Raw genomic sequence first — 14,472 nt, 5'->3', positions numbered from 1 at the left:
GTAGGCGCAGCGGCAGAGGTACCTCCGAACACATCAATCACGCCTCCAGCCGTAAATCCACTCGTGCAGTCGGACTGGCTGCAAACAATGTAGCCGTCATGCAGCGCGCCAGAGTTGAGCGCAAAATCCGGAACGTCGCGCGACCCATCGTTGGGAACCCCGGTGCCTGTCTGCCATGCGGGCTTGGCAAAATACGCGCTCGCGCCGCCGCCACCCGCTCCACCCGCAGTAAGCCCGGTGCTGGAGTCCGTCTCGTTCCACGCCGACTCGGGAATGGGGCTCTTCACCGAGGTTGTGTTTTGGATACTGCCGCTTGTTGAAGAATTCGAATTCCAGTACAGGCTCGAATTGTTCACGTCGCCGGAGAACATCGTTCCGCCAGCAGCGGTGACAAACGGCGAGCTTGCAGGGAAATCAACCGCAAGCCCTTCGCTCGCCAATCCCGTCGAATCGCAGTCCGTGCCTCCGCCATCACCTGCCGCGCTGATCACCGTAATGCCCTGCGCATTGGCCTGCTGCAGAAGCTGATTGAAGGTGGCGATGTTGTAGTTGCTGTTAATCATGGTCTCGCACAGGCCATAGCTGTTCGTGATAATCGGGGCCACGTTGTTATCGATGGCCTGGGTCAGCGATCCACTGAAGATGTCCGTCGAATAGTAATAAAGAATCGTGGCTTTTGGGGCCGCCGCGCCCGCCCACTCCACATCGAGTGAGGCTTCGTCAATATCTCCAGAAAGCACTCCGGGATCGCTGCTCCCGGGCGCGAGCGTCGTCGTCGGCACATTGGCGGGCAAGCCTGCGGCGGTACGGAAGGCCGCGATCTGTGCGGGGAGCAGCCGCGTCTGCCCCATCACCGCAATCGTAATGCCAGTGCCATCGATCGCGGGCGAGCCGCTGATCAGCGGGTTCAGATCGTAGATGGTGTAAAAGTCACCCGGCGCAATATAGTGGCTCGTCGAGCCCGCGCTGGTATAGGTATAGTCCGGGTTCAGCTTCACCCTCCGCGACGCGCCGCGCGCCTTTGCCCTGAAGTCGTTCAGTCCGGTCACAGTCGCCACTACACCGGCAAGCGCCGAAGGCACCGTCGGATTACTCATGTTGGAGATGTGCCGTTCGCCGTTCAGGGTCAGGCTGTGAATGCTGGTACCGAATGCCTTCTCTGCCTGCGCTACCGTACCCGTAAAGGTGATGAACGTCGAACTCCGCGCTCGGCCGGTAATCTTAAATCCCTGACCGGTCAGCCACGCCGACACCTTCGCCATATCCGCCGTGCTCAGGCCAAAGCGCGCGCCGAACTGCTCCGGCGTCAGCCACTGGTGATACTCGGGCGAGTTCGGGTCCTGCTGCGCAGCCAGCAGCCGAGTCAGGTCAGCCTGCTGCGCGTCCGTCATGCTGAAGCGCACCGAAAGATCGGTCAGCGCGCGGTCCGCCTGCGCCTCTCCCAGGTCAGAGGCACGCAGCGCACGCGACGGAACCGAGTGCTCCAGCACGGCGCGCTTGTTACCCGTGATTGCCGAAGTGATCCGGTCATGGGCGCTGGCAGCTTGCAGCGGGGTGGAAACGGCAACAAACGCGGCTACAGAAAGGGCGAAGGGGACCAACAGGCGACGGGGCATAGTCTTTCCTTAACGTATCATTGCTCAACGGAACGGCCTCGAATCTCCACACGCAACGCACAGGGCCTGGAGACCCACCTGCTTAGACAGACGCTGCCGGAAAAGGTTGCGCCTACTTTTTCGGAAAGAATTTGTATCGCACCGTCCTGCCGCTCACTACAGCGCATACTTCCCCGCCTGAAGGACGTGTCGGGCCGCCTGTCTTCGCAAGGCAATCGTATCCACCGCATCGTGTTTTAACAGCCGCCGCAGAATCGTCAACTGCGTGCGCAGCGCGTCGTCCTCGGCCACCGCGGCGATCACCTTGCGGGCGGCCAGCTCAATCACCGACATCGCCTTGTCCGCATAGATCCGCGCCAGGGCCACGGGGATCGGCGGCACGCCGCTTCCCTGCGCCCCCCTGCCGTTCGCCACCATCTTCTCGGCGCGCAGAATCGCCGACTCCATTGCGTACACCTGGATAATCATGTCCGCAAGCGCGCCAACAATCTCCTGTTCATCCGCCAACTTCGCCATATACTTCTGTGACGCTGAACCGGCCGCAAACAACGTCGCCTTCTTCGCGCCTGCAAGCAGCACATGCTCTTCGGCCAAAGGCCCTTCGCGCTCGGTCTTCTCCCCCGGGCCTGCCATCACCTCGTCCATCAACTGCTTGATCGCAGGCATCAGCGCCAGCTTGCCCTCCATGGCCGACTTCATCAGCCTGCCGGTAATAATCAACCGGTTGATCTCGTTCGTCCCTTCAAATATCCGGTTGATGCGCGAGTCCCGATACCCCCGTTCCGCCGGATACTCCTCCACATAGCCGTAGCCCGCAAATATCTGGACCACATCATCCACCACACGGTCCAGCATCTCCGAGTCCCACACCTTGCAGATCGAGCACTCCACCGCGTACTCTTCAATCGCCTGCTGAATCGCACCGGCATCCTTCTTGTCCACCTCAGCCAGCGCCACGTCAATCATCCCCACGGTCCTGTAGCTCAGCGCCTCGCCCACAAAAACTCCAACTGCCGCGTCTGCCAGCTTCTCCTGTATCAGCCCAAACTCCGCAATCGGCTTGCCGAACGCCTTCCTCTCCTTTGCATACGCAATGCCGCGCGACAGCGCCATCCGCGCCGCCCCCACCGCAGCATTGCCCAGCTTGTACCGCCCCACATTCAGAATGTTGAACGCAATATGATGCCCTTTGCCCACCTCTCCCAGAAGATTTGAAACAGGAATCTTGCAGTCAACTAAGATGAGCGGACACGTCGAGCTACCGCGAATACCCAGCTTGTGCTCCTCCTTGCCCACGGTAAATCCGGGCGTGCCGCGCTCGATCAGAAACGCCGTCAACCGCTCCTTGCCCGCGTCCTTGCCCTCCTTCACCTCGCACTTCGCAAAGACGGTAAAGATGTCGGCAAAGCCCGCATTCGTAATCCACATCTTCTCGCCGTTCAGCGTATAGGTCTTGCCGTCCTCCGAAAGCACTGCCTGCGTCCGCGCATTCAGCGCATCGGAGCCGCTCGTCGATTCCGAAAGCGCATACGCCCCGACAAACTCGCCCGACGCCAGCTTCGGCAGATACTTCTTCTTCTGCTCCTCCGTGCCGTACCAGACAATCGGCAGCGTCCCAATGCCCACATGCGCCGAAAACGCCACCGAAAAACTCCCCTGCTTGGCGATGTTGTCCGCAATAATCGCCGACGTCACCTTGCCCATCTCCAGCCCGCCATACTCCTCCGGAATATCAACCGAAGTCAGCCCAAGATCGCTCGCCTGCTTAATCAGCCGCCGCGTGACGGAAAAATCCTTCGCCTCAATCTGGTCGGAGACCGGCACAATCTCCTTCTCCGCAAACTCCGCCGTAGTCTGCGCCACCTGCCGCTGCTCCTCGCTAAAGTCCTCAGGGAAGGTACAGTCGGCTGGAGCCGCATTTGAAATGAGAAAACTTCCTCCGGGGGCGACCTTCTTAGTAGGAGTGGATGCGATCAACGTGGACATGGTATTTCTCCTTGTTATTGGGTGACGCCATACTTCCCTTTCAACAAGGGCTGAAGGCCCGCTCTATACCAGCCTGGGGCAACGCCCCAGGTGGTATTGCAATATACGAAAAGGGCCGAAGGCCCGTTCTATATTCCCAATGGCTACAACTCACTCCTCGCGTGTAGCTCTTTCCAGTGTTGATACACGCTTAGCTATGGACGCTAATTGGGCAATAATTTCGCTATCAATGTTCTCGGTTATGTTCCCTGTCGCTTCGTAAGCGCGCAACATCTCGTCTGACGCGGCCAATAACGCATCGATTTGTTTCGCTTGAGCCGCAACTATCCGTATCAGAATCTCCAGAATTTCGCGCTGCGCTTCAACCTGCTTTCTGAGTGTGACATCGCTATTCAAATCTACTTCCTCCCGGCTCCCCCAGATTTACATTTGCGATTTATACCTTCGATTCAAATCGCCTCGAATATTCCAGCCGCCCCCATGCCTCCACCGACGCACATCGTCACCATGCCGTACTTTGCCTTACGCCTCGGCATCTCGCGCAGAATAGTTGCAGTCAATTTCGCCCCAGTGCAGCCAAGCGGATGACCCAGAGCAATCGCGCCGCCGTTCACGTTGAGCTTCGCCGGATCAATCCCCAGCACCTTAATCACAGCCAGCGACTGCGCAGCAAATGCCTCGTTCAACTCAATCACATCCATCTGATCGAGCGAGAGCCCCGCCAGCTTCAAAGCCTTCGGAATCGCGTAGATCGGACCGATGCCCATCTCCTCCGGGTCACACCCCGCATAAGCAAACGCCACAAACCGAGCCGTCGGCTTAATCCCAAGCTGCGCTGCCCGCTCCGCCGACATCACCACAGCAGCAGCAGCCCCATCCGAAGTCTGCGACGAGTTCCCCGCCGTCACCGCACCCTTCGCATGAAACACCGGCTTCAGCTTCGCCAGCGCCTCCAGCGACGTATCCGCGCGCGGCCCTTCGTCCTGCTTGAAGACCGACTCAACTGTCTCGGCCTTGCCCTTGTCGTTGAAGACCGTATTCGTCACCGTAATCGGCACAATCTCATCTTCAAACCGTCCTGCAGCAATCGCAGCCAGCGCCTTCTGGTGACTTTCATAGGAGAACTGGTCCATCGCCTCGCGCGTAATACCGTAGTGCTTCGCCACCCGCTCCGCCGTCAGCCCCATCGACATATACGACCCTGGATAGTTCTCCACCAGCCACGGATTTACCGAGATCTTGTTCCCGCCAAACGGCACAAATGACATGCTCTCCGTCCCGCCCGCAACAATCACCTCTGCCCCGCCGCCGCGAATCCGATCCACCGCAAGCGCAATGCTCTGCAAACCCGAGGAGCAGTACCGATTGATCGTCATGGCCGAAGCCGTCACCGGCAGCCCCGCGCGAAAGCTCGCCACGCGCGCGACGTTCATTCCCTGCTCTGCCTCAGGCATCGCACAGCCCAGAATCACGTCCTCAATCTCCGAGCGGTCCAGTTGCGGCACGCGCTCCAGCGCGCCGCTAATCGCGAACGCCGCCAGGTCATCAGGCCGCGTCGTGCGCAGCGTCCCACGCGGAGCCTTGCCCACCGCCGTGCGAACTGCCGATGCAATCACCACGTCTCTCATCACTACCACCCCTTAATTCCTCAGCGGCTTCCCCGTCTTCAACGTAAACGCAATCCGCTCCTGCGTCTTTTTCTCTCCGCACAGCGAAAGAAACGCCTCGCGCTCAAGATCCAGCAGGTATTGTTCATTGACCGGCGTGCCCGGCGTCACCTTGCCTCCGCACAACACATGCGCCACCCAGTTCGCCACCTTTGCGTCGTGGTCTGAAATGTATTGCGCCTCATGCATCGTCCACACCGCCAGCTTCAGCGTGGCCAGCGCGTTCACCCCCGGAGCCGCAATGTCCATGCGCGGCACCGGAGGCGCGTACCCGGCATCGGCCAGCGCACGCGCTCGCACCTTCGCATCCATCAGCAGCCGTTCGCGGTTCATCGTGACCACGTCCGAAGGCTTCAGAAACTCCATCGTTCGTGCCTCCGCAGCCGAGGTCGAAACCTTCGCCATCGCAATCGTCTCGAAGTTCTTCTTGAGCGCCTCGAACAACTCCACGCCCTCGCCGCGCCCGTCCGGACGGATACTCGTCCCCGCATCCACGCTGCGAATCGTCATCTCCTTACAACCTCCGCCGCCCGGAATCAGCCCCACTCCCGTCTCCACCAGCCCCATATAAAGCTCCGCATGAGGCTGCCGTGCTGTGGCGTGCAGATTAATCTCCGTTCCCCCGCCTAGACACATTCCATACGGCGCAACCACCACCGGACGCGAACAAAACTTAATCGCCTGCGTCATGTTCTGGAACGCCCGCACCGCCAGATCAACTTCGTCCCACTCCTCTTCCTGCACAGTCAGGAGCAACTGCATCAGGTTCGCCCCAACAGAGAAGTTCGCCGACTCACCCGTAATGACAAACGCCTCGAAGTTCGCAACCAGGTCGCCGGCAGGCTTCAGCGTCTGCGTAATCAGGCTCACGATGTCGTCGCCCAGCGCATTCATCTTCGAATGCAGCTCAATCGCCGCCACGCCATCGCCCAGATCAACCACCGAAGCCCCAGGGTTCTTCTTCACGACACCCTTGGCTTTTTTAATCACCTGAAGCGAAGCAACGCCCGCCGGCAGCACCACCGGCTTGTAACTACCCCCTACCGGGTCAAAGTAGAGACGCCCACTCGGCACCGAAGCATCATCCTTGTACCAGCTCTCGCCTACAGCAAGCAGCTTCTCAACGTTCGCCGCAACCGGCGCACCCGCCGCGCGCATCTTCTCCGTCGTCGTGCGCACACCGGAGGCGTCGAACATCTCGAACGGCCCAAGCTCCCAGTTGTAGCCCGCCTTCATCGCCCGGTCGATCTCGACAATGTTGTCCGCAATCTCCGGTACACGATTCGCCGTATAAGTAAACAGTTCTGTCAGAAACGGCCAGTAGAACGCTGCGGCCTTGTCCTTGCTCGCGTCTCCATGAAGTAACTGCGCAATCCGCCCGCCAGCCGACTCAACATTCTTCGCCATGTCCAGCGATGCAAACTTCGCGCGCGTGCTCGGCCTGTACTCCAGCGTCGCCGGATCAATCACCAGCCGCACATCGCGGCCCTCGGCATCCTTGCCCGCCTTCTTGTAGAAGCCCTGCCCCACCTTGTCGCCCAGCAGTTTCCTCTCCAGCATTCCCGCGATAAACGGCGCCGCCCCCACATCAGCACGCTCATCCTTGATAGCCACAGCCTGCGTTTGAAAGTTCTTCGCCACATGCGCCAGCACATCCACGCCCACCATGTCGCCTAGCCGAAACGTTCCCGTCTTCGGCCAGCCAATCGCAGTGCCGGTCAGCGTATCGATCTCTTCAATCGTCAGCCCTTGCGTTTGCATCAGTCGCATCGCATTGCTCATGGAAAACGTGCCGATGCGATTCGCAATAAAGTTCGGCGTATCGTGTGAGTGAACAATCGTCTTGCCCAGTCGTTGATCCGCAAAATGCTCCACCAAAGCCACGACAGCAGGGTCCGTATCAGGCGTGGGGATAATCTCCAGCAACCGCATATAGCGAGGAGGATTGAAGAAATGCGTGCCGAACCAGTGGCGGCGCAGCCCCTCACTCATCCCCTCGACAATTTTGTGGATCGGCAGTCCACTCGTGTTGCTTGTAACGATCGCGTCAGCGCGGCGATGCTGCTCCACTTTGCCGAGCAGCGCCCGTTTGATCTCCAAATCTTCAGCAACGACTTCAATAATCCAGTCGCATCCCGCAATCAGCGCAAGATCGTCGTCAAAGTTGCCCACCGCAATCAGCCGCGCATCTTCAGGCGAATAAAACGCCGCAGGCTTAGACTTCTTCAGGCCATCCAACGCGCCCAGCGCAAACTTGTTCCTCACCGCCTTACCCGCGTCCGCTGCCGCTCCGGGGGGAACGATGTCCAGCAACACCACGGGAACCCCGGCGTTGGCAAAGTGGGCCGCAATGCGCGACCCCATGGTTCCGGCGCCTAGAACGGCCACCTTGCGAATCTGTCTGGTCAGGGTCGTCTCAGGCGCGGCCGTGTTCAACGTCATAGTTCCCAGGCTCCATCGGGCAATCATCCCGATTGCAGCCCAGCATAATGAATGGCCATTCATACCGTCAAGCAAGTCCAGCCAATTCAAAGAGAAACAAAGATTTCCCCAAAAACATGGAAGACATTGTGCGCTCGCACTCAGTATGATTTGCCGAAGCACCTATTTCCGCCTTAGCTCGAACTAATTTGCTCCGAAAGGCAGACCGCACCATGACCGTCACAACCCGCCGAGACTTTCTGGCCATTGCAGGCAGCACCGCCGCCTCCTTCTGCTGCACCTCCACATGGGCTGAAACAAAGCCCGCGACGAATTCCAACTATAGGATGGTGGCCGCCATCGACCGCCGCCGCATCCTCTCTGCCGCCGACAAGTATCTCTCAGCGCAGCCCATCACGGTCACGGCAAGCCACAGCCCGCGCAGCAGCGGAGGTCCGCACGACTACTTCTCCGAAGGCGACTACTGGTGGCCTGACCCCAAACATCCCGGCGGTCCTTACATTCGCCGCGATGGCATGTCGAACCCCGACAACTTCAACGCGCATCGCCTCGCCCTTATCCGACTTAGCCTCATCGTTCCCGCGCTCGCCGCCGCATGGGAACTTACCGGGCAAAAGAAGTACGCCGACCATGCAAGCCTCCATCTCCGAGCCTGGTTTGTCGATCCCGCCACGCGCATGAACCCCAACCTCCAGTACGCGCAAGCCATCTATGGAGTCAGCAAAGGACGCGGTACCGGCCTGATCGACACCCTGCATCTGGTCGAGCCTGCGCGTGCGGCAACAGTCCTCATGCAGGGCGGCGCGCTCCAAGACGCCAGGGCAATTCAAGACTGGTTCGTCCAATACCTCGAATGGATGCGCACCTCAAAAAACGGTCAGGAAGAGCGCGACGCCAAAAATAACCACGGCACCTGCTGGGTCCTTCAGGCAGCCGAGTTCTCCCGCTTCACCGGCAATCACGAAGTGCGTCAGTGGTGCCGCGACCGCTTCCGCACCGTACTCGTTCCACACCAGATTGCGCCCGACGGCAGTCTGCCGCTCGAACTGGCGCGCACTAAACCCTACAGCTACTCGCTCTTCGATATGGACGTACTCTCCGACCTCTGCCAGAGCCTCTCCACCGAAAAAGAAGATCTCTGGCACTTCACCACTCCCGATGGGCGCGGCATGAAAAAGCTCATGTCCTTCATGTTCCCCTTCATCCAGGACAAATCGAAGTGGCCCTACCCGCACGACGTCGAATACTGGAACGACTTTCCCGTGCGCCAGCCTTCCCTGCTTTTCAGCGGCCTTGCCTACAACCAGCCGGACTGCATCGCTCTCTGGAAGACCCTCAACCCCGATCCCTCCGTGCCCGAGGTCATCCGCAACTACCCCGTGCGTCAGCCGCTGCTCTGGCTGCCGCAAAACAACGCCTGAACCTGCACACAAAAAAGCCGCTGCCCAAATCAGAGGCAGCGGCTTTTGTCCATCTGCAACAATCAGTGCTTCGACTCGGCCAGCTTGTGCATCTCCGAGCCCGCCAGCAAAAATCCGCCAACGCCATAAACATAGCTCGCGGAAGGCTTGAACTTCCCCGGCTGCCCGTCAATCGGCTGAATCGACCCCAGCCGCCCATCCGCGTAGATGTGCGAAAGCATCCCCGCCCAGGCCTTTTCAACAACTGGCAGATACGTCTTCCGGTCCAGAATGTGCGCATTGATTCCATACGCGATGCCATACGTTACGAACGCCGAACCCGAGACCTCTGGCAGTTCATACGCATCAGGATCGAGCAACCCCGAGCGCCACAACCCATCCTTGCTCTGGATAGCAGCCAGCTTCGCCGCCATCTCGCGAAACTGTTCCACGTACTTCGGCCTGCTCGGATAATCTCCCGGCATCATTTCGAGCACATTCACCAGCCCGCCCATCACCCAGCCGTTTCCACGCGACCAGAATAGCGGCTTACCGTTCTCCTGCTTCTGACTGAGATAGCGGCTGTCGCGGAAGTACAGATGCTCCTCGGGGCTATAAAGTTCCTTCGAGGTCAGCCACCACTCGTGGTCCACATAGTCGAGATACTTCTTATCGTGCGTGATCGAATACGTGCGCAGCAGCACAGGCGGCGACATAAACAGCGCATCGCACCACCACCACAGCAGCTTGCTCGGATCATCAGGCCGCGCAACCAGCCGGTCCATAATCTCCTTCGTGTTGGCCATCCGCACCGTCTGAGGGTCCTGCTGGTACAGCGTCAGATACGCCTGCCCCATCGCCTGATCGTCCGCATGAGGAAAGCGCGTATCGATCAGCTTCCAGTCCGACCGCTCCGAAAAATGCAACACCGCATCACGATACTTCTCATCGCCCGTCGTCTTCGAGGCCGCAAGCAAGCCATCGTAGAGCGCAGCAAATGTCCACTGCCGGTTGAACTCCTGCTCGCCTGTAGCCAACTGCCAGTCGGCCACCTTCTTCATTGCCTTATCAATCGCCTTCTTGTTCAATGCCGGCGAAAGTCCCGTAGCCAGCGGTCCGGGATCGTCCGGCGACGAGCCCGCAGTCTTGCGGTCCACCGGCACAACTTTGGTTGAAGCCGGTTTTGCCGCCTGCGCCACACACACCGCGCACGACGAAGCCAGCAGCATCGCCCCAACGCTCAGCCAAACAGCCGAGCGGCGAGCACGCGAAAAAAAGCAGAATCCATCTGTCATTTGTTCCATATCTGTTCCTCTATACAACGCTTCCATTCATCACCAGCGCCACGGCACTGCGTAGCCTCGCAGTGCTCCCATCGAACGCGGGGCGCAGTTTAGGCGCCTTCGCAAGCGCGTTTTGTTTCAGTTCGGCCTCCACCACCCTGCCAAACAAATACCATGCCGCCGTAATGTCACCAACGATAATCATCTCATTCGGGGCCAGCGCCGAAGCAATCATCCGCAGTCCTCGCCCCAGAAACGAAGCCATCTTTTCCAGCGCCAGCACAGCGTCCGCATCATCAGCCTGCGCCATCTTCACCAACGCGGCGAAGTTCGCTGGAGCCTTTCTTCCGCTGATCTCCTGAAAGTACCGCAACCCTGCTCGATTCGACGCAACCGTCTCCCAACAGCCGCGACTGCCGCATCCGCACTGCGGGCCGTCTGTCGCCATCTGCACATGCCCAAACTCACCCGCCATGCCGTTGGCCCCGCGCAGCAACCTGCCATTCGCAAAGATCCCGGTGCCGATACCCTCCGACACATTTACCACCACCAGATCACGCACACCATCGCTGTCTCCGAACCACACCTCCGAGAGCGCGCACGCATTCGCCACATTGTCCATCTCCACGCGAAGCCCCGTCGCTCGCTGAATCCGCGATTTGATGCTCAGCACCGGCCAGTTCAGGTTCGGCGCAAAAATCAATTTTTCAAGCTGCGGGTCGGCGCGTCCCGGCAGGCTCACGCCGATGCCGTCGAACGATTTGTCACGATGTGCATCCATCAGTTTACGAATAGCCGCCACCATCGGCTGAATCGCTCTCGTCGGATCGTCCGGCAGATCGACAACGTTCTGCGCAACAATCTTCCCGCCCAGATCCGTCACGGCAATCGTCGTTTGCGCTGGATGAATGTCCAGCGCAATCACAGCGCGTTGCCGGTTTAGTTCAAGAAACGTCGGCCTCCGTCCGCGAGGCGCACGACCCATCGAGCCTTCAAGTATCCATTTTTCTGCAATCAGATCTTCCACTATCAGCGAGACCGTGCTGCGCTGCAATCCCGAAACCCGGGCGAGGTCTGCACGCGAAAGCGGCTGCCGAGTGCGAATCAGATTGAAGACCAGATTCCGATTAATCTGGCGCGGCGTCTTATTTGACGCGCTCTCTTTTCTCGTAAACGTAAATCTGGGCGTTGGCGCTATAGGCATTCGTATTTCCCGATACAGCAGATTTCCTGAGCGGCACAAGCCGTAGCCAAGATCAGGCAAGAACGCAGCTTGATTCGTCTTGGTCGTTAAGAGCACGGGTTTACCCGTGTCGCATATGCTCATTTGTCGTTGGGGCTTTAGCCTCTGAGCTACGCCTTTTACAGCAATGATTTGTTCCGTAACCTCTTCAGCCCTGCGGTTTCCTTTCCTCTCTGTCCGCCAATGCTTGACATTCGTGGTGACGAGTCTTTATACCACTCAACATCGGTATATTGTCTACTCTTTGAATTATTGTTCCATCAGGGTTCCCAACCGAACCCTGTTATGCACCGCTCGCACAGCAGGAGTCCATCGCAACCATGCATTCTCGCCGCCAGTTTCTACAGAGGGGCGCCTCTACGGCGGCGCTTGCCCTCCTGTCTCGTTCTTCGCTCTATGCGTCCATCGCCACGCTCGCAGCGAACCCCGCCGACGCCGGCAACTCTCACAACGTGCGCCGCCTCGGCGACGGGTGGGAGTATCTCAAAGGCTCGCTCGGCGGCCCATGGGAGGTCTGGCACAGCAAGGAAGTCGCCGTCTGGCAGCCGGTCTCGCTGCCCCACTGCTTCAATGCCGCCGACGCCTGCGATCCCGACGTTCCCTACTATCAGGGCAACGGCTGGTATCGAACGCACGTCGCCATCGCCAATCCGTACAAGAACGGCCGCACCCTGCTGCACTTTGAAGGCGCAGGTCAAACCACCTCCGTCTACGTCGATGGCAAATCTGCCGGCAAACACACCGGCGGCTACGATGAGTTCGTCTTCGACATCACCGACCTCATCCCCTCAACCATTCCAGCTACAGGCGTCCCCATCGCCGTACTCTGCGACAACTCCCGCGACCTCGACCGCATCCCCTCCGACCTCAGCGACTTCAGCCTCTACGGCGGACTCTACCGTCACGTCAATCTTGTCTACGTCCCCGCCGTTTCGTTCGAGACCGTCCACATCCGCACCACTCTCCCCGCTCCCAAAAGCCCGGCAGCCATCACCATCGTGGCAGCGCTCTACAATCCCGCCGCAACAACCGCCCCGCTCAACATCACCGTAGAGGTAGTGAGCAGCAGCGGCGCAGCCATACATAGTTCGAAGCATGTCCTGACCCCATGGCAGGGCTCCTCCGAGATCGTCAGCTTCACCATCCCCACGCCGGAGCTGTGGAGCCCTTCGAACCCACACCTCTACCAGTGCACAGTCACGCTCGAAGGAGCCGACGCCGCATATACCGCCCACGAAACCTTTGGCGTCCGTCACACGGAATTCGTCGATCATGGTCCCTTCATGCTCAACGGCGAACGCCTCCTCCTCAACGGCACGCACCGCCACGAAGACCACGCAGGCTACGCCGCCGCTATGCCCGACGACCTCATCGACCAGGAGATGCACCTCATCAGGGACATGGGCGCAAACTTCATCCGCCTTGCCCACTACCAGCAATCACGCCGCGTCCTCGCCCTCTGCGACCGCCTCGGCCTCCTCGTCTGGGAAGAAGTCCCCTGGTGTCGCGGCGGCGTTGGCAACGAAACCTTCAAAGACATGTGCCGCCGCACCCTTCGCCACATGATCGAGCAGCACTACAACCACCCCAGCATCCTTCTCTGGAGCCTCGGCAACGAGGACGACTGGCCCACCGAATATCCTTCCGTCAATCAACAGGACATCCGCGCCCTCTTCACCGAGCTCAACGCGCTTGCGCACCAGCTCGACCCATCGCGCTTCACCACCATGCGCCGCTGCGACTTCGCCCGCGACATCACCGACGTTTACTCGCCCTCCATCTGGGCCGGCTGGTATAGCGGCCAATACGTCGAATACCAGAAGTCTCTCGAAACCCAACGCGAGCGTGTCAAGCATCTCTTCCATGCCGAGTGGGGCGCCGATAGCCACGCAGGCCGCCATTCCGAAGATCCCGACAAGGTTCTCGCCGAGGTCGCCACCGGCCACGGCACCGCCGAGCGCGGTCTCGCCTACCTCCCCACCGGCGGCTCGCCGCGCGTTTCCCGCGACGGTGACTGGTCCGAAACCTACGCCTGCAACCTCTTCGACTGGTATCTCAAAACACAGGAGACGCTCCCCTGGTTCACCGGCTCAGCCCAGTGGATCTTCAAGGACTTCACCACGCCGCTGCGTGTCGAAAACCCCGTCCCACGCATCAACCAGAAGGGCGTCGTCACCCGCGATCTAACGAAAAAAGAAAGCTACTACGTCTTCCAGTCCTATTGGACGGACGCGCCGATGGCGCACATCTACGGACACACTTGGCCCATCCGCTGGGGACGCGCCGACGAGCAAAAGATGGTCAAGGTCTACTCCAACTGCGCCTCCGCCGAACTTTTCATCAACGGCAAATCCGCCGGAATCAGGCATCGCGACAGCCAGGACTTCCCCGCTGCGGGCCTCCGCTGGATGACATTGTTTGAACCCGGGAGGAATGTCGTTCGCGTCGTCGCCTCCAAAGACGGCAAGACCGTCACCGACGAAATCACGTTCCTCTATCAGACCGAACCCTGGGGTGCGCCTGCCACCTTCAGGCTCGCAGAAGCCTCACGCACCACCGTCAACGGTCAGGAGATCGTCACAGTCGAGGCTAAGCTATACGATGCACAGGGCATCCAATGCCTCGATGCGCGCAATCGAGTGCGCTTCTCCGTCGCCGGAACAGGTACGCTGATCGACAATCTCGGCACCCCCACAGCCTCTCGTGAGGTCGAAATGTACAACGGCCGTGTACAAATCTCACTTCTCAGGAACGGCGGCCCTTCCGTCATTAGTATCCGTGCAAAAGAAATTCCATCGGCATTTTTCAACATCAATTAGGCATGTTTAGCTATTA

Annotated in this window: 9 protein-coding genes; 2 read left to right on the top strand and 7 right to left on the bottom strand. The window is 59.5% G+C overall.

All coding sequences use genetic code 11. From position 1 onward, the window contains the following. The 5 genes from VFU66_RS02375 to VFU66_RS02355 form a co-directional block, all read right to left on the bottom strand. Positions 1-1,616, bottom strand: a 1,616-nt coding sequence (locus VFU66_RS02375; RefSeq protein ID WP_326444630.1) for a S53 family peptidase, incomplete at its 3' end; no start/stop codon positions are given. Positions 1,617-1,772: 156 nt separating this feature from the next. Further along, a complete protein-coding gene (locus VFU66_RS02370) occupies positions 1,773-3,602 on the bottom strand; it encodes an acyl-CoA dehydrogenase FadE (protein ID WP_326444629.1) in 1,830 nt (609 codons plus the stop codon). 150 nt (positions 3,603-3,752) lie between these two features. Then, complete coding sequence (locus VFU66_RS02365) at positions 3,753-3,998, bottom strand: hypothetical protein (protein ID WP_326444628.1); 246 nt, start codon at positions 3,996-3,998, stop codon at positions 3,753-3,755. A 53-nt stretch (positions 3,999-4,051) separates the two neighbouring features. After that, a complete protein-coding gene (locus VFU66_RS02360; RefSeq protein ID WP_326444627.1) occupies positions 4,052-5,230 on the bottom strand; it encodes an acetyl-CoA C-acyltransferase in 1,179 nt (392 codons plus the stop codon). 12 nt (positions 5,231-5,242) lie between these two features. Continuing rightward, on the bottom strand, positions 5,243-7,711 hold the full coding sequence (locus tag VFU66_RS02355; protein WP_326444626.1) for a 3-hydroxyacyl-CoA dehydrogenase NAD-binding domain-containing protein: 2,469 nt from the start codon (positions 7,709-7,711) through the stop codon (positions 5,243-5,245). A gap of 212 nt (positions 7,712-7,923) precedes the next feature. On the opposite strand from VFU66_RS02355, the gene VFU66_RS02350 reads away from it, so the two are divergent. Then, positions 7,924-9,132 (top strand): alginate lyase family protein, encoded by a 1,209-nt coding sequence (locus VFU66_RS02350; RefSeq protein WP_326444625.1) that lies wholly within the window; start codon positions 7,924-7,926, stop codon positions 9,130-9,132. Between the two features lie 62 nt (positions 9,133-9,194). On the opposite strand, the gene VFU66_RS02345 is transcribed toward VFU66_RS02350, so the two are convergent. Both VFU66_RS02345 and VFU66_RS02340 read right to left on the bottom strand, forming a co-directional pair. After that, complete coding sequence (locus VFU66_RS02345) at positions 9,195-10,415, bottom strand: glycoside hydrolase family 88/105 protein (protein ID WP_326444624.1); 1,221 nt, start codon at positions 10,413-10,415, stop codon at positions 9,195-9,197. 10 nt (positions 10,416-10,425) lie between these two features. Next, a complete protein-coding gene (locus VFU66_RS02340) occupies positions 10,426-11,598 on the bottom strand; it encodes an ROK family protein (protein ID WP_326444623.1) in 1,173 nt (390 codons plus the stop codon). 359 nt (positions 11,599-11,957) lie between these two features. On the opposite strand from VFU66_RS02340, the gene VFU66_RS02335 reads away from it, so the two are divergent. Continuing rightward, complete coding sequence (locus VFU66_RS02335) at positions 11,958-14,456, top strand: glycoside hydrolase family 2 protein (protein ID WP_326444622.1); 2,499 nt, start codon at positions 11,958-11,960, stop codon at positions 14,454-14,456. Positions 14,457-14,472: the final 16 nt, after the last annotated feature.

The organism is Edaphobacter sp. (genome assembly GCF_035763405.1).
Taxonomy (GTDB): domain Bacteria; phylum Acidobacteriota; class Terriglobia; order Terriglobales; family Acidobacteriaceae; genus Edaphobacter.
The sequence above is the reverse complement of the archived record's forward strand: the minus strand, read 5'-3'. Positions and strand labels throughout refer to the sequence as shown.

Coding starts and splice junctions, on each gene's coding strand:
- VFU66_RS02370 (WP_326444629.1), bottom strand. CDS start 3,602: ATGTCCACGTTGATCGCATCCACTCCTACTAAGAAGGTCGCCCCCGGA.
- VFU66_RS02360 (WP_326444627.1), bottom strand. CDS start 5,230: ATGAGAGACGTGGTGATTGCATCGGCAGTTCGCACGGCGGTGGGCAAG.
- VFU66_RS02355 (WP_326444626.1), bottom strand. CDS start 7,711: ATGACGTTGAACACGGCCGCGCCTGAGACGACCCTGACCAGACAGATT.
- VFU66_RS02350 (WP_326444625.1), top strand. CDS start 7,924: ATGACCGTCACAACCCGCCGAGACTTTCTGGCCATTGCAGGCAGCACC.
- VFU66_RS02345 (WP_326444624.1), bottom strand. CDS start 10,415: ATGGAACAAATGACAGATGGATTCTGCTTTTTTTCGCGTGCTCGCCGC.
- VFU66_RS02340 (WP_326444623.1), bottom strand. CDS start 11,598: ATGCCTATAGCGCCAACGCCCAGATTTACGTTTACGAGAAAAGAGAGC.
- VFU66_RS02335 (WP_326444622.1), top strand. CDS start 11,958: ATGCATTCTCGCCGCCAGTTTCTACAGAGGGGCGCCTCTACGGCGGCG.